Below are 18,203 nucleotides of genomic sequence, written 5' to 3' on the forward strand. Positions count from 1 at the left end.
TTCTTTTCTCAACTAGCAAAACACTATCGCAGGCTTGTTATATAAATTTAAAAGCAAAAGAAAACACCCTCAAAGGGTGTTGTTTTATTGATCGACTTGTACTTTTGGCAAACCTGAACGTTGTTGTCCTTCCATAGGAAACTTGCCTTCACGCAAATACTTGATAAAAGATTGTCGATTTTTGCGTGGAGAGTTAGTATATTTTGTTCACAAATCGGTTTCGTTTCATCAATAAATATATGAAAGCAAGCTGTCTGGAGGGTAAAAGTTTGATGCTAATAAAGAATCACGACCAGATTTTCAACCACCACGCCAGAAACTATTTCGTAGAACTTGAGTCGCTCCATACAAACCATTTGGTACAGGGTCGGCTGGGTTTCTAAAACCAATAATTTTTAAATTAGAGCCATATTTTGATCTAATAGTATCTGTTTGTGCTTTTGGCGCTTCCAACCAAGCAGTGCGTAAACCTTCATACATTCCGCCATAAAAATGATATTCAAAGCCGCTTGGGGGAAATGATGAAGTTCAAAAGTTTGTTGGTGCACCAAGGTGTGCCATTTGCAAAATTGCAGCTTGTACACGATTAATTGCTCGTCAAGCAGGAGAGTTATTTTTTGCCTCGGCTATGGTTTGATATTTAGGAACTGTAGCAACTTCGTTAATATAATTTTTAAACAGCGGACTAAGCACACGTGCTACAAATGGTTTCAAGCCTCCTGAAAAAACTAAATTTAGGATTCCAAAAAAATCGGCTGAAAATTTAATTGGTTCTGGTGGCACATAACCATCATCTACTCTCTCTCTCTGAATGTTTTGGCTGTTAGCTTCCTCATTTTGAGCATCTGTTTTATTATATATAATAGCAAAAATACCTGCATCTTCTGCTTCTGGTGACGCATCGAAAAGTAAATTGACCATATTTGCAAATTTGCGCGGGTTGAGATACTTAGTAAAGTTGCCAAAATACTCTGATGAAGAAATTAATTTTGAAATTGTGATTGTTCTTGAGTTTTGATTTTCCAATAACTCACTCACTAAGCCATTAACAACAGCGTCTTTAATTTGATTACCTAAATTATCAAAAGTTTTAAGTTCTTTAATAACTTCTGTGTAAACATTATTAATAATTTTTGTTAAAAAAGAATTATTTGCATTATCGCTATGTTGGCTTCGTAAAGCATAAAAGAATGTCATCACAAAATGATCAATGATCGCTTGCGCACTAGGGTCGTTGACTGAACCGTCTGTCGCGTTTTTAAAAGCATAGAAATTAAAACTTTTTGTAATTCTTGGCAACATTTTGCCTTCAGCGTCCAATCGTTGTGGTTTTGCTGGATCATCATTGCTCATTTTTTCTAGCAATATCTTACTAATTAAATTTCTGAATTTATGCTTGTCAGACATTAAATGGATTAATAAATCCAAAATCAAAGGTTTAGTACCATTAGGATCGTATTTGAAAATTGTTGCTAAGGCAATCCGATCAAATTCAACATCTTTGATAATTTCGCCATGATTAATAGCGATGTTAAGTAAATGTTTAAGTAATCTGCGGGGTGCAAAATTGTCTGTGCCACTACTTAGTAAAGGTTGAACTAAAACTTCGTACCAAAGTTCTTTTGCTTGTTCTTCGCTCACGCCAAAATTTTTGATCATTTCAACAAGACCAAAGTCTCCTAATAAAATGTTTGTGTAGTGTTTATCACTAGTCACTAAATCTACAATCTGATTTAAATCTGCAGTTAAAGTTGCGCGACTTTTAATGATTGCTTGCGAATTGAGCAGGATTGCTAATGTTTTAAAAGTAAATAAGTTTAAGTCTGTTTTGAGATCGTTAAACAAACGTTCGCCGATATCTTCGCCATTAATCGCACTCGAAAGATGTTTTGTTGCTATTTTATAGAAGGATTCAACAATATGTAATTTGTTTAAAATTTCAGGTAAACCTTGGTGCAAATTATTGATAAATTGAGTATGGCGTTCATCACCAACATCAATACCATATTTGCCTATGTTGTAATTTATCAATCCTTGAATTAAAAGTTTAACCTCATCAGAAGCAGCTACTTCATTAACAAGATCGACAAACTTAGTAAGTTGAATTGATTGCACTGACTGCGGATTATCTAAATTTTGTCCGAAAAAGTCCGTAATTGTCGTTCAAGTAATATTATCATTGTTGGCATTGAGTCGATCATATTCGGCCAAAGTGTAAATTACACTATGAATAAAGTTAGCTAAAATACTTGAATTTGTGTTAGCAAATAATCGATCTAACAAGGAATGCAAATTAGCTTTTGTAAATGACGGCGCAACAACAGCCTTAAAACTTTCTGCTGGTAAAAGTTCTCATAATAAATCTGTCACTGAATTAGTTGGACGTTGGTTTCAACTTGCTAAAAATCCTAAAATGATATTTTTGAATTTGTTGATTGTTTCTGTTAAGTTTGTAAATTGATTGTATGTGCCCATTAACCGAACAAAGAATTTCGGTAGTTTGGCAGGCGCAAAAAATTCTCAAACAAATTCATTCAAAATTTTGTTTAAATCTAAGACTTGTTTATTTTTGAGGGCATTTAAAAACACATTTATAAAGGCCGGAATGAAGTTGATACGTTCATCAAAAACTTGTAAATTATCAATAACTAAGAAAAGTAATTCACCAATTTGTGGACGCAGTGATTCACTCAAGTAACGATTATCAGAATTTTTGGCATTTTCACCAAAGTTTGTATAAATAGTGGTCAAAATATTGTCTTTTATTACAGTTTTGAACACTGGATTTTTAAACAAAACATAAATAACTTGTTTTAAGTTACTGCTAATTTCGTTGAAGTTTCCTTGGTTTGCCAAAAATGCAGCAAAGTCAAAGTTCGCGAAATCTACTTGTGCAAAAATGCCGCTCTCACTAGTTACTGTACCGGTTTGAGTAAAAATACCTTTTCTAAATAGATACTCTAGAAGTTGTCTTGCAGGTTCTGATTTGAAGAGTTCTTTTAATCTCGTTAAAATATCTGTGTACGAAATATACTCTTGAATTTTTTCAAAAGTTGGTTTTGTTTGATCATCTAAAAATAATTCAACATTTTCTTTTGCAAAAATTAAATCGAATAATTCAATAATTTTTGCTCATAAGTCTGGCGTTTTTAGTGCAACCTGGCCCACTGAATAAGCAATTTGTGCTAGATTAGTATATTTATGACTATCACGACTAAATTCTCTTTGACCATATTTTCCAAGTTCAACAAACAATGAAATAATCGCTGTTTTTAGTTGACTGTTTTGGAAAATTTCAAGTTTAGTTAACTGTGTAAATAGTGCTTTTTTAAAGGCTTCGTCGTCATTTTTGTTGACTAAATTTGTGAGTAAATTAGTTAAGTAATTAACTAGCGCATCACTGTATTGAAATTGAGCAATATTTAAAATAAAATCAACTAAAGTTTCAACATATGTAGTGTTTTGATTTGTATTTACCAAAAGATTTGAACTCAAAATCGATTCAAATAGTTTACCAGCATACTTTGCTAAGTGAGTCTTATCAAAAGTAGTGTGAGCTCAATTGTGAAGAAATGTTTCAAAATTAAACGAATTGGTCGTAGCTGTTTGTAAATGAGCTATCAAAGCATCTAGTAGTTGGCCAGAAATATCAACTTGACCCTGAAAATCAACTAGAACATCATAAAAGTTTGCTAAAACAACATCAAGTTTTTCTTTGTCAAGATTAGTAAATCATTTTGCAGGTATGTAGTTTTTGACTATTTCTAATGTTTTACCTTTTATGGTTTGGTGTTGTAAAACATCTAAAATTAACAATTTTATTTGCGACTTAATCTCTTCATTATGTTGCGGTGAACTCAATCAATTGCGCAATAATTTTTCTGCGCTAAATTTTTCTACAAGATTTACGTTTAAGTCTTGTACAAAGGCATATTGAATAAAATTATGCAATAACAATTTGAAGTTTTGTGAAGTAAATAATCTGTTACTAATTAATTTAAAGAAACTTGCGTTAAGATTTCTTGCAAGTTTTTGGTCAATTTTACCAACGTTGTGTTTAATGAATGTTTGAATAAACTCAGCATCTAAAATTTTGTTGATAAAGGTATTGATTGTTTCAAAAAGTCTTGTGTTTGTTTTGAGGTTTGCGAAAATTAGTCTAATAAGTTCAAATAAATCATTAGTACTTCGAACTTCTGATGCTGTAGTTTGGAAAATAACATCTACTAATTCAGAAATAAACGTTGCAAATTCGGTGCTTTTTACTAATTTAGTTAACTCAGCAGTAAACGTTTCTTCAACAATTTTACCTTCAGTTAATACTGATAATTTTGCAGTTAGATAATTACTAAGTTGCGCTTTAATTGGTGAATTTTGACTGGTAAAAACATTTTGAAAAATAATTTTGATTGTCGGCGCAAAATTTCTAAATGATTCATTCGAAAGATATTTAACTGTTAAAGTAAAAATTTTGTTTTCTAATTCATTTTTTGTGAATTCATTATTTATAAAATTGGTTATAAACGCAGTGAAATCGAATACTTTAGTAGAATCCCATACACGCATTTGAGTCAAAAATGATTCAACAAATTTTCTAAATAAACTTTGTTCATGTTGATATGCAAACAAAATTTCATATACTGTAGAAAGAAATTGTTTATAGGTATCAGATTCAATGTTTTCTTGTAAAAAAGTTGAATTTTGAACTAGTAAATCAATTATTTTAGTTTTAACAGTTTCATTAACAAATAAGTTTTCAAAAGTGAGAACTAACTTATCGCTTAGTTGAGCGTTATTAGCTTCATCTTGAAATCATTTTTGCAAAAGTTTTTGAAAAGTAAGACCTTTTGCAAATTCATCAAATGTTGTGTTTACTTCTGTTTTGAAAGTATATTCGACAAAGTTGTTTAAAACAAAAGCCAAGTTTGGATTTCCGAATAAATAGTCTAAGATGGCTTTAATTGTATTTATATCAAATAGTTTCGCTAAAACTGGATTAGTTTGTTGTAAAAGATTGGTTAATAGTTCTTGAAAACTTTCGTTCGATAAAATTTGCTGTAATAAATTATTTACGCTTGCCAATCATTCATCATTGTGTGTAAAACTACTTAATAAATTCGCAATAATTTCGATTATGCCGCGCGAATTTTTGATTTGTGCGGTGGAAACATTTAATATTGAATCGATTATTTCATTAGTAAAAATTTGAAATTCAGTAGATGTTAATATTTGTTGGACAAATTTTGCGATTTTAGTTTCATTTTGTCCAGCAACTACACTGAATTGTTTTGTTATAAAATTAATCACAACTTTTTGAAACGGTGAATCTGAATGAGCAAACACATTAGTTAAAATTTGCTTGATTTCTGGTGCAAAGTTTCTTAAATTCTCATTACCTAAAAGTAAAGTAGAAGCAGTGAAAATTTTGCTTTCTAGATCCCCATTTTTAAATTCGTTGTTAATGAATTTTGTGAGAAAGAAATGAAAGTCAAAAGCTTGATTAGTAGGTAAATTTTTAACTTCTTCGATAAATAAAGAAACAAACTTTTCAACTAAATTAAATTGCGATTGATATTGAAAAAGAATGTCGTAAAGTTCACTTACTAACGTGGTGTATCTTTCCTGACTAATATTAGTTTTTAAAAAACTCGAGTAATTAACAATAATTTTAATTAATTCGTTTTTTATGTCTGGGTTTGTTACAAGTTGAGCAATAAGTTCTTTGGCATTACTAATTAAAATTTGATTGTTGTCTGCGTGAGTGTTAAATCAAGTTTGTAATAAATGTTGAGTTTTGAATCTTTGCGTAAGTGATAAATTTGGGTCGTAAACAAAAGCATTTTGAACAAAATTGTCCAAAATTGTTCTAAATTGCTGATTAGAAAGTACATTTGAAACAACTGTTTTCAACAAAGAAGAAGTGACATTTTTTTCTAAGTTTGCATTGATTTGTGTTAAGTGGTCAAAAATCCAAATTGAAATTGTTTCATTTGCAAATAGTTTTTGTATTAAGTTATTTAACGCAACAAATAATGGTTCGTTAGCGGCAAGGTTTGTAAAAACTTTTTTAATAAGATCTTCGAGATGCAAAGGTGTAGTGGTTTGGTTAAGAAAAATTTGATCAAGAAAAAGATCCACAAATTGTGCAAATTCAGGGGTTTTATAAATCTCACTAAGTGCACTAGAAAGCAATTTTGAGTCAACTTTTTGTGCTTGTGTAGTTAAAATTTTTGCTAAATCATCTGTGAATAATGTTTTTATAGGTGAAGCATCTTGAGTTAAAAAGTTAATCAGAATTTTGCGTAAATCTGCTCGATATTGTTGAAAATTTGCGTTTGTTAAAAACGAATTGCTTGTTAGGACAATAAGATTTTCTAAATTGCTATCGCTAAAATGAGTGGTTAATTTCTGTTTTAGCTCTGTAAAAAATTCATTTAGATCGAAGGAAGCAAAAGAGGTACGTGCTAATTGGTCAACTATGATTTTTGTTACTGTTTCAACTAAATGTAAATTTTGGTTAACATCCTGTAATAAACCAATAAGGTTGTAAAGCAAAATTTTTGCTTTTTGGTCATCAACATTTGCACTTAAATTTAAATTTTTTACAACATTTAAAAGAATTCTGGTGAAAATTTGTTTAACTTCATTATCAGTGAGAAATTCATCAGTGACATTTGCTACTGCTGTACTGATTGTTGTCTTAATTGCATCGTTAGTGAAGAACGCAAGGAATAAGTCTTGATATGTTTCTGCGCTCTCAAAAGTTGTGCCATTCGCAAAAGTTGTGATCAACACATTCACAAGTTCAGTTTGTAAATTTTGACTCGCAAGTAATTTGCGAATTAAAGTTTCAAAGTCAGGTTTGCTGATGTATGTGCCAAATTTATTTTCATCATAAAATTTGTTTAATAATTCAGCAATATTAGTTGTTGGTAATGAAAATGTTGCTAAATTGCTAAAGATAGCCTTCAAAACTTTTGCAAGTTCAGCACGTTCACTTTCACTTTGGAAAAAAGGAATTTGTAAAAAACTTTTTATTAATTTTACAAGTCGATGCTCTTTTAACACAGCCTCTTGAAAAGCGGTGATTAAATGTTCAAGTTTTTGGTCTGAGCTATCAACGTTACCATCTTTATTTCAATCTGTAGTCTCAAATTTGACTTGGGCTTCTTTACCAATTTGACTAAAAAAGTTTGTATCAGCTAATCAATTGACTAATTGTTTAAAGTTTTGAGAATCATTTTTGCTAAGGAATTTTTTAAGTAAACCATCAGGATCAATTTTCGCAAACGTTGATGATGTTAATAATGCAAAAAGTGAATCATTAAGCACAAGTCGTGCAAAATAATTATCGTTAAAAATTTTTAAATAATAGTTATCCCAATTAAATTCAGATTTTCTCGCTAGATATAAGTCGTCTTCTGTAAATAAAAACTTGTTTTTGTCCAAACCAAAAACTTTATCGTATAAAACTTGATCATCTTGTTCGAAAACAATTTGTTGCGCGTTAAAACTGTTGTCACTAAAATGCTCGGCACCAAAATTTCAGTTGTGCGCATTGAAATTAGCAACATCCAGTTCTTTAGCAGTTAGTTTGACAAAAACGTCCATTGCCATTTTTTTGTAACCAAATGCTCCCGGATGTATATCAAAAAGCAAAGGAGTTAGTGTTTCAGCATTAGTAATTCAAAATGGCTCATCATAAACATCAATGTAATTGACATTACCGCTTTTTGCTGTTTTCGCAATAGCATCATTAAGCATTGAAATTAATACTTGACTAACTGAAAATGACATTTTGATGTGCAAATTTAAATATTCATCAAGCATTTTTCCAATTTTAGCCATAGGTAATGGGTAAGAAATAAAGTTAATGTTTAAATTCGGATTAAGACTTAAGAGCGAAGTAATAAGCTTTTTTTGTTGTTCGATAACACTATCTACAACTGTTTGGAACAAAGAAGTAACTTTGTTAAATAATTGCCCTAATGACAATTCACCTGCCAAGGCTGTGCTTAATAACGGTTCAACTACAAGTGTGGTTAGATGTTGAAAAATATGCTTGATAGCATCATTAGCACCAAGCGTCACTGTTAAGAGGTTGCTTGTTTTAATTTTTTCAACTAACAAAGTGTGTAAAGATTCTAAATCTTCAGTTTCAAAAATCAAAACCAAACGTGCACGTTCTTCCTGACTTAATTTTTTTAGTTCAGACGGTTCGTTTAAAAGTAAATTTCAGTCTAATAAAGTTGAACTACTTTTAGCTAAATTTGTGTATGCTTCAAATCGATTTGGATCAGCGGTCTGAAAAAATTGTGCCAGATAAGCAGGAAAAGACAAACCAGTAATTTTTCCTGTGTTTAAGTCTAAAGCACCACCAGAATTCATTTCTGACAACAAACCATTAAAACCAGCGCTAATTGAATCACCTATTGCCAGGTACTTAATTTTTTGCGTTGGCGTAATTACATTAGGCGTTTGCATACGCGCTTTAGCAGTTGATTGGTTAGTTTCCACAGGTGAATTAGAATTAGTTGGATCCGCTTGCTGAGTGTGAGTTTCTTCTTTTTTAGAGTTATCACCTAACTCAGCTGCCTTAGGAAATAAGTTTATTTCTGGTGTATCACTAGTTGTTGAGTTTTCTGAACCAACTTTTATAGTAACTGCACTCTTCTTAACTTGTGAAAGTCCCGCAATTGTTCCGCTTAGAGAAAGAATTCCGATTATGCCAATAGGAATAACTTTTTTTAGATTCATAAGCACCTCGTTTTCTGTTTAACTGTAGTTTTCATGTTATTAATTGTGCCGAAAACCACTACTAAACACTCGTATTGTGTTATTTATACTAATATATTTATATTATACATATGAATATGTATATGCTCACAATTTGCGAATTGACTAAAAAGACTATAACATAGTGTTATTGGTCAAAAAACGAGTTTAAATTAAACAATAAAATCTAAATTTTCTTAAATTTTACGGCTGATTTGATAAATGTGTTGTCCTTGCTTGCTTAAAGACACATCAACACTTAAATAATTCAAAGCTTCGATTTTAATTAAATTTGCTCACTCAATTGCGACGATATTATCTTCAAAATAATCATAAAACTCATCTAATGCATCAGCATTTTTTGTGAAGTTATATGCATCAATATGAACTAAACCCGGATAAACTTTCATGTAATTAAAAGTAGGCGAATTAATGACCTCGTTAATATTTAAATTTTTTGCTAAATATTTTACTAAAGCTGTTTTCCCTGTGCCAAGTTCGCCATTAAGTAAGATTATTTTTGAAGCTGTAAGATTGGCCAAAAGATATTTAGCAACAACATCAACTTCTCTTAAATCTTGAGTTATAAAAACTTTTTTCTCCATTGGTACCTCTAACAATTTCTAGTGCTCCTTGATTTGACTTAGCATATATAAACACGCAGTTTCGGCTCTTAAAATTCTGCGACCAAGAGAAATAATTTCGACATTCGCAAAAGTTTGTGCAAACTTAATTTCATCTGTAGCAAACCCTCCTTCAGGGCCTACTATTAAAACTGAATTTGTTAGAAGTGAATTTACTTCATATGCAGTAGTTTGACCCTCATATGCTAAATAAATTTTTTTCGATGCATAAGTGGTGAAAATGTCTTTGAATTTAATGGGTGCACTATAGGTCGGAATTACATTGCGAAATGATTGTTCAGCGGCGTTTTTAATAATTTCTTGGTGACGGTTTGTCTTTTTAGGAATGTCAAACTTAAGTAATGTTCCGTTAGTATAACGAGAGTCAAGTGGCACAATTTGTGTGACACCTAATTCCACAGCTTTTTCTAATAATCATTCATAACGTGACATTTTGATCACGGGTGCAATCAAAATTACTTCGTTCTTAAACTCATGGTCAATGGTAAGTTTTTGTAAAATTTTCGCTTGTTTACCTACTAACTCACATTCATAAAAAACTTTTTCAAAATTACAAAGAAAGTGTTCTTGTTCTAAACGAGTAACTTTTATGTGTTTCAACACAGCGTCATCTAAATCAAAATAATCTCCGTTTTTCTTTGAAACAAAAAATCTATGCATACAACTCCTATCTTGGCAATAATTTCAAGTAATAAGTGCAAAATTGTAAAACAACAGTTTTTAAATAGACCTATATAGTAGTGTTAAATTTAAAGTATTTCAAAAAATGAGCACGAATGCTCATCTTTAGTTTATCGTTCTCAAAAATTCACAATTAAATTTTTTGTGTAACTTACTTGTGGGTTTATTTTTGAAGTTAACGTCACTTTGGCTTTAAGAATTTTTTGGTTGTTCTCGCCTTCTTCTAAGAATGGAACAATGTTAATTTCAACAAATTTCATCAAAACATCAGCAGGCGCTAAATTCAAAGCCATAGTAGAATCCGAACTACTTACTTGTGCAACAGAAAGAGTTAATAAAGAAAAATCGATTTGATTTAAATCTGCAAAGTTTTGTTTTTTGCCTCTGTAATAAAGTTTTAATGTTTTGTTATCAACAACATCAAAATACGCTGCTAGAGATTCGGGAGTTTCTTTTCTTCAAAATCCGTGTCAAGGAATTATTTTAGAAACAATTTCCTGCTTCGTTTCTGCGTTTAAGAATGTAACTTTGAGGTTTAAAGTTCCTGTTTCATCATTGTAACAATTTGTTTCACTTGGCTCATATTTAATTAAGAATTTTTTGTCATCTTCTGCACCTAAAAAATCTTCTTCTAAAGAAAAGTAATTTCTCACAAGATTAAAGTTTTGATCAAAATTTACTAAAGAAATTTTGCGCTCAAGATTCAAAGATGAAAAATTTAATAGATCAGAATCAAAATTAGAAGCTAATTGTTCTTGGAAAAAAGGAATATCAGCAGTAAGTATAAATTCGTTATTTTCAACATAATTTTTCAAAGCGTTATCAGTTTCAATAGTTTGTTTCAAACCGGTTAAAGTAATTTTTTTAGTAATGGAACCAAGTTCTCTGTCTGGATCTTTGCCCGCAAAACTTGTAATAGTAAAAATAACATCAATGGTGCCGGTTTCATCATTTTCATTTTCAAAACTTATTTTTCTCTGTATAAAAGGTCAACGAGAATTAAAAAGTTTTGCAAAAAAAACATCTCTGCTGCGAGCTAAAAAATGTGTTCAATTTTCAGTTTGGCTAATATCTAGGTCTTCAGCATCCACCAGAATAAGTCCATTTCAGAAAACTTGCTTTTTCTTAAGTTCAGATGGTTTTATTTGTTTTAAAAGATAAGAAGGGTGTGCAAAAACTAACGAAACAGTATTTTTGTTAAACACACTTTCTAATGTTTGAGTGTCAGGTAATTTTAAGTTGAGTGGAAAAATTTTCGAAACTTTTACTGTGTCATCGTTATAGTTACTTAAAATTACTTTCACATTAATTATATTTTGATTAACTGTGTCTGCGTCATCCGATTCAGGAACTATCTCATAAGAAATTCGAAGATTTGGATATTTTTCTTTCAAAAATTGTGGTGCAAAATCTTTTTCGTTTTCTTGAAAAATTAAAACAAAATCTGAATTTTTAACAGTTTCTGAGGTAAAAGCAGTTTTGTTTTCACCTAGGATCCCTACATAAGCTACTCTTAAATTTGGAATATTAAAATATTCTCTTAATTGATCTTCTGTGACATCTTTATATGGTGAAATGAATTTTGCTTTTTTAGTGTAAGTAATTTCAATTTTATTTTTATTTGTTGTTTTAAAGATAACGTTAAAATATGCTTCACCTCTAAGGTTATCATAACGTTGTTCAGTTTCCTCGAGTAATTTGAATTCAACTGTTGAAATACCAGGAATTAATTCTCGTACATTTTTTGCATTAGCATAAACTTGTGCATTTTCTAGAAAATTTAAATCATTGGCTAGTTCACTTAATTTAGGTGGTTTTTGTTGGTTGATTGAATTTTGTTGAATAATTAATTTTCCTAAGGAATCAATTTTTTGTTGCAATTCAGTTTGACTTTCAATGTTATTTACGAAAGCTTTAAGCGCGAAAGTTTTTGTTTTTGTGACTTGTGGATTAACTTTTGAACTAAATTTTACAGGAACAAGAATTTGACCAGCAGCATCTTCTTTAACCGCTTGACTATTTAAATATTCAATTTCTACATCATTAGGCAATGGTGAATTATCAAAGTTAGCAACGCTAAAATTAAGTTGTTGTAAATCAATTTCAGATGGCAAAGACTTAAAAACTTTAGAAACATTATCAAACTTTTGTGCTAATGCATCGTCAACTGAAGTGATAGTTAAATTATTGTCAAAATTTTCTATGATTTTTGACAAGTCGCTTTCACTTAACTGGCGATAAAAGCCATAGATTTTAAAATTTTTACTTGCTTTTACACTCGAATTAAGTACCGAAACAAGAGTTAAGTTCACATCAATTGTGCCTTGCTGAACATTGGCGCTTTCTGGCAATATTTTAAGTTCAACCTTGAATGATGGTTCTTTAAAACTAGTTAAAGAAATTTTGTGCATACGTTTTTGAAAGTCAAAAACGTTGGATCAAATTGACAAATCAGCTAAATCTTCATCCGTTAATTGTGAAGGTAATTGATTTAATTTTGCTGTTGCATCAGCAGAAAAACCAATTTCATCGAAATTGTTTATTAAATTATTGAGAAAGTTTTGTGAACTAGGAAACTTACTCAAAGGTTGAAGATCGAAAATTTTTGAATATGTTATTGTGGAATCTTGAACGGCGGTAGCAGTTACTCTAACTTTTAAAATATTCTCTTTGTCACCAGTCAATGTGTACGTTAAATTAACATTCTTGTCTACTAATTCTAAAAAATTAAATTTTTTTACTAAAGATTGTCTGTCGTCAAAAATAATCACTTTAAAATCGAAAATATTTGCTTGCGAGCTTGATTCAATTTTTTGTTTCAAGGCAGAAAAATTAAGTGCTGCATATTCCGAAAAGTGCTGTGAATTAGTCTTAAAAATTAAATTTGAATCTGCTAAATTCTCAAAAATGTATTTCAAATTTTCAGTTGTGATTGCATTTTTAAGTGAAGTTAAGGAATTGAAACCAGAAAGATTAAAATCGTTAATATAAACTGATTTTTGACTTTGACCAGTATTATTTTTCTTTGTAACAGTAAGAACTAAGCCGTTTATAAAACCATATTCGTCGTTTACAATTAAATTTTTAGGGCTAGGTTTTTGACTAAAAATAAAGTTCAAAGTAGAAAATTTTTCTCGTAAATTAACTTTTGTTTCCGCTTTGGTCTTTGGATCAGTTGTAACTTCATAAATTTTTATTTTCGTTAAATCTAATTTCTGATTTGCGCCTCAATATTGTGAAGCAAAGCCTGCGTTTTCATCTTCATAAACAAATTGAATATTTTCTTTGTTTAATGCATAATATTTTGCAAAACCAGCCTCTGTTATATCTTTATTTGTTTGTGCATCTTCGTTTTGGGTTTCCTTAGTTGTTGACGAAGTATGGTCTTGATTTTGATTAGTTGAGTCAGTGTTTTTATACACATTAAAACCTTTAATAATAAATTTTTTGACCTTGACTAAAGAGTTTTTTTTGCGCGAACTAAAAATCACATTAACTTCTAAAATTCCTGCATTTACATCAGCACTTAAAATTTCATATTTAATTATTAAGTCAGGGTATTGCTGTGTAAAAGTTTGTACGGGTTTTGTTGGTTTGGTTTCTGTTGATTCAGTATTTGTATTCGAGTCGGTTTTTAAAATAAACTTATCGGTTAAATCTTTGTTATTGTTTATAAATTCAGTTAAATTTGTGCCTGTTTTATCAAAATTCGTATCAAGAAAAACATTAGTACCATCAATAATGTTATCTATTTTTGTACCAAAATTTTCTTGTTCAGTGTCAGCAGTTGTAGCTGCTGCACCTGTGGAACTAGTGCCATCAGAAATTGGAGTTGTTTGTGTGTGAGTTTCACTTGTACACGACAAAACGCTCATAGGAATTGATGTGGCTAGTAAGCTTGAAGCAAAAACTAATGCTAATTTTTTTAATTTGCTCATTGTGTTTTCCTCTTTATCTACATACAGATGCACTTTTTATGTTTTTGCATCATTTTCTTATGTTAATTTTATTCTCTTTATCATAATTCATCAGCAAAATACTAAGTGTCCATTTTTGGTAAGTAATTTTAGTTCTTATTAGTTGAGAACCAATTTAGTTATTTAAATAGATTACAGTAAAAAGGGGGAAATATAATAAAAACATCCGGCTGGATGTTTTGAGTAACCGTGTTTTTTTTAATCCTTAAGTGAAATCAAAATCGGTAAAAGTTTTTCACTATTATCAGTGCCTGTTTTCAGAGCAAAAGTTAAACTTAACAAATCTTTAGTTCGTACTTTGATGGCTTTAGCATCCACTAAACGTGCGTTTTCTAACAAAGTATCGTCTGCTGCAAACAAAGTTGTTTGCAATTGTTTTTCACCAGAATTATTGGTGGTAAAAATTTTAAAACCTAAAACATTATCAAGTTCAAGAATGTGCAAAATTTCATGCATTTTAGCTTTATTTTCTGTTGGTAGCGTTTTAAGTTTAAAACTTAAATTGTGGTCATCATCAGTTGTTGTGATGCCAAGGTAAGCAGCATTCTCTTTGTTGTCTTGAGCAGCATTAGTTGTAAGGAGCATAGTTCCCAACTGACGATACAAACCAAAGTTATCAATTTCTACTTTACGAAGCGTACGTGCTTTGGTTTGTTTATCTTCTTCAATCAACATTAATACCAACTTGTGTCTGTTACTAAAGTCGGCTTGCTGGTAAGCAAATTTATTTTCAAAGGAAGCAATGTCTCTGTCATAAAAATTGTCGATTGTTTCATCTACAGATTCAGAAACCAAATTTGTTAACACTGCTGTTGGTAATAACTTAGTACGAGCACGACTAATGTCGGTAGGGGTGTTTTCTTCGTAATTTAAATAAGAAGTAGGTTGCACATAAGTATCCACTTGCAATTGGTTTGCCAAATACGACATTTTACCAGTCGGACTTACACTCTTAGCGCCATTTAAACCACGAATTTTGATCGTAGCTTGCTGGGTTTGTTGGTTTTGTGTACGCGTCACAACTAATTCCAACACTTCTAAATTAGGATTATGTTCATCTGACACAATTTTACTTGCATCAAGTGCGAACGTATAGGTTGCATCCGCGGCAGGCTTAAAGTTTAAATCACCTAAACCAAGGTCAGCTTGGAGATAAGCGACTTGGTCAGCAAAATTTTCCAAACGTCTTAAATTTGTCAAAATATTTTGTGCTAACCCTTTGCTTTGGTTAGAAACTAAGTCAACTAACGGCGTGAGTGTAAGTTCACCGTCAAAAACACTAGTAAAGAAATTATTTTTTACTAGATTTCGGGTGAGCATGTTTTCTGTGACAAAACCATAAATCGTATGCGTAACTTTTTCTACTGTTCCGGTATAAAGATTTTTAAGATCAAATACAAGCGTAAGTGTACCAGCTTGGTTGTCTGCACTTGATTCGTTTTTGTTAATTGTGAGTGTGCTTCAGTCAAGTTGGAAGGGGTTGGCTCGTAAGGTTTGTTCTTTGTCAATACCAACTAATTCACTGGTAGCATTTTCAACTGAGCCTAGCTTGAAGAAATCTTTAAGATGATTAATAAAGTCAGTTTTGTTGTCTTGTGCATTAGCTAACAAGTTAATAAAATCTCATCTTGAAGTATACAAAGCTTGGTCACGGAGCAGTTTTTGTGGTTCACTTGCCAAACTTGTGTCGTCGTGTGTACTTGTAGCGGCTGTTTTAGGAAAAATATATTCGCCTACACGAAATTCTGAAGCTCAATAGTTAATCCCAAAAGCTTTGGCAGTGGTTTGACCAGTTGTTTTGTCGATTAATTTGTAGTAAAAGTGGACATTGCTTAAACCATGAGCGTGCGTGGTGTCAAAGTCAAAGTAAATGTCGTACAAACTTGGTTCGAACTTACCATCAATGCGGAAATATTTGCGCATATAGTCAAGTAGTGCTTGGTTATTATATTTAGCATAAGCAGGTTCAATTGAACTTCAAATTGCTTTGGCGCCAGCAATAAAGTCTTCCGCAGTAGTTGATTTTCCAAGGGGAGTAAGTGCCTGGGTAAAAGTAAGTGAGCCAATTTGGTAAGTTGCCTGTTGGTTGGTATTATTTCATCCTTCGCTATGATCATCTACATAATCGCTTGGCCGACCAATGTTTTTAATTACATTCGAGACATATTGTCTTTTACTTTCGCTTGCTCCTTTTTGTAAACGACTAAAAACATAATGCAATTCATTTGGATGTGCGTGTGTGCCTGCATCTATGCTATAGTCATATTCGGGATTTATGCGGTAAGTAACTTTAAAGTATTTTTGTAACACGCCCATTTGGCCTTTGAAAGTTTTTTTGTGCTGTTACTTCAGCACTAATTTTAGTCTCAAGACCTGGTTCATTTGGATTAGTGGCAGCTGGGGAACTCGCAATGCCTTCAATGACTAAGTCTCCGTCTCAAAAGTAATTGTAAGTTGCTGATTTAAATTCATGTTGGGATTGATTGTAAGTATTATTGAGCCCGGCGTTGTTAATAGTAAATGCAAATTCTTTTGTTGGTGTTTCGAGGACAACTTTTGCTTGTCGCGAGTGCACCGCATCATCAAAATCAACAAAAGCTGATTTAGCATCATTATATGTTAGCGTCTGTGCGGTAAGCACTTCAGAATCAAGTTGGTCGTAAATAAATTTTTGCAGTAACGCAAGAATTTCTGCTTTAGTGGTAGCTTTTTGGAAAAGTTTTTGCATCGTAGTTGGGAAATAACCTAAACCTTCAGCACTTGCACTTACAGCAATTTGCATTTGCGTTTTTGGAGTTACCACTGGTGGAGTTTCTTCTGGTGTTGTAGTGTGCGTAGGTTGGTCACTTGATTCTGGTGAACTTGGTGTTGAGGCAGCAGATTCTTGCGGCTGCGTAGGCTGTGTCATAGCGCTCGTTCCATCAGCTAAAGCTGGATCAACTAAGGCAGCAGTAACACTCGCTTGGTCTAAGTGAATCACAGTCGCAACTGCTCTTAAAGCTGTTTTGAGTGTTTCAACAGCTGTTTTGGCAGCTAGACCATAACTTTTAAAAAGTTGTAAGTCACTAAAGTCAGCGAGTTGTTCATATTTAGTGAATACTTTTTCTAATTCTGCTTTGGTGTCTGCATCACTAATTTGTTGTAATAAAGCATTTTTGTGAGTTAAAAATGTTGTTTTTGTATTTTTAATGGCATTAAGAATTAAATAAAATTCATAAACCATATTTCCTAAGGCGTGCGAATGGTGGTGATTGTTTTGCGCTGCTTGGTCATTTTGGTTTGAATAAGTAATAAGTTGATAATTTGCTTCAGTTCTGTTTCAATCACTTGGCGTTAAATTCGCAATTTTGCTAGCCACAGTTTGAAAGTCAAACTTGATATTATCTTGTCACTTAGCTTGCGTAATTGTTTGCTCAGTTTGTAAAGCTTGTAGCACGCGGCTTGCATTCAGTGTGTCTGAGTTTAAAAAATTATGTATGTCAATGCTGTCTGTGTGAATTTGAGCTTTAAGATCTCTAGCAAAAGCATCTAAAACATTAAGAATTTCAAAGAAAGTACCTTGTTGTTGATTATTTCCAACAAAGTATTGACGCACTTGAGGGTCGAGTTCTAAAGTTTGTAACTTATTAGTTTGTATTTTTTGAAATTCGCTAAACAAATTAAAATTAGTTGCCAAGTCAGCGTCAGGACGGTCTTGGTCAAAAAGTTCCTTGTCAGCAAAAATTAAACGTAGCGCTGCTTCAAGGTTAACCAAAGCACTTGTTTGTGCACTATTTTGGTAAGTTTCAAACGCTGCAGTTGAACCGTTTTTTACTTTGTAAGTAAAATTTTCTTTCATTTGTTGATAGTAAGTTTGCAACGCTTGACGAGCTTGTTCTTTAGTGGTAAAACTTCAATTTTGAACTGTAGATTCGGGTGTTGTTGATTCTGTTGTTGATGAGGTTGTTTTTGTTTCTGTTTCGCTTTTACTGCATGCGACAGTCAAAGTCACAGGTGAAAGTGCCAAAAGTGGCAATAAGATAAATTTTGAATATTTTTTCAATCTGAAGGTTCTCCTGTTTAATAATTTAATTAAAAAGAAAAATATGTTGTCAAAAACAACACGATTCAAGCGTCAAAGTAATCA

At 31.7% G+C, this 18,203-nt stretch carries 6 protein-coding genes; all 6 read right to left on the reverse strand.

Annotation, left to right across the window (positions count from 1 at the left end):
- Window positions 1-84: 84 nt before the first annotated feature.
- A complete protein-coding gene (locus EXC55_RS00140) occupies window positions 85-8,757 on the reverse strand; it encodes an SGNH/GDSL hydrolase family protein (RefSeq protein WP_129622681.1) in 8,673 nt (2,890 codons plus the stop codon).
- A gap of 215 nt (window positions 8,758-8,972) precedes the next feature.
- Window positions 8,973-9,380, reverse strand: a complete 408-nt coding sequence (gene tsaE / locus EXC55_RS00145) for a tRNA (adenosine(37)-N6)-threonylcarbamoyltransferase complex ATPase subunit type 1 TsaE (RefSeq protein WP_129622682.1) — start codon at window positions 9,378-9,380, stop codon at window positions 8,973-8,975.
- An 18-nt stretch (window positions 9,381-9,398) separates the two neighbouring features.
- Entirely contained in the window at window positions 9,399-10,079 is a 681-nt protein-coding gene (locus EXC55_RS00150; protein WP_129622683.1) for a 16S rRNA (uracil(1498)-N(3))-methyltransferase, read from the reverse strand.
- A 131-nt stretch (window positions 10,080-10,210) separates the two neighbouring features.
- Window positions 10,211-14,038, reverse strand: coding sequence for a lipoprotein 17-related variable surface protein (locus EXC55_RS00155; RefSeq protein ID WP_129622684.1), 3,828 nt, complete (start codon window positions 14,036-14,038; stop codon window positions 10,211-10,213).
- Window positions 14,039-14,275: 237 nt separating this feature from the next.
- A complete protein-coding gene (locus tag EXC55_RS00160; protein WP_129622685.1) occupies window positions 14,276-16,393 on the reverse strand; it encodes a hypothetical protein in 2,118 nt (705 codons plus the stop codon).
- Window positions 16,368-18,119, reverse strand: a complete 1,752-nt coding sequence (locus tag EXC55_RS00165; RefSeq protein ID WP_129622686.1) for an MAG5150 family histidine triad lipoprotein — start codon at window positions 18,117-18,119, stop codon at window positions 16,368-16,370. Before EXC55_RS00165 ends, EXC55_RS00160 begins: the two co-directional genes overlap by 26 nt.
- Between the last annotated feature and the right edge of the window lie 84 nt (window positions 18,120-18,203).

This window comes from Mycoplasmopsis columbinasalis, from assembly GCF_900660705.1.
GTDB classification, from domain to species: domain Bacteria; phylum Bacillota_I; class Bacilli_A; order Mycoplasmatales; family Metamycoplasmataceae; genus Mycoplasmopsis; species Mycoplasmopsis columbinasalis.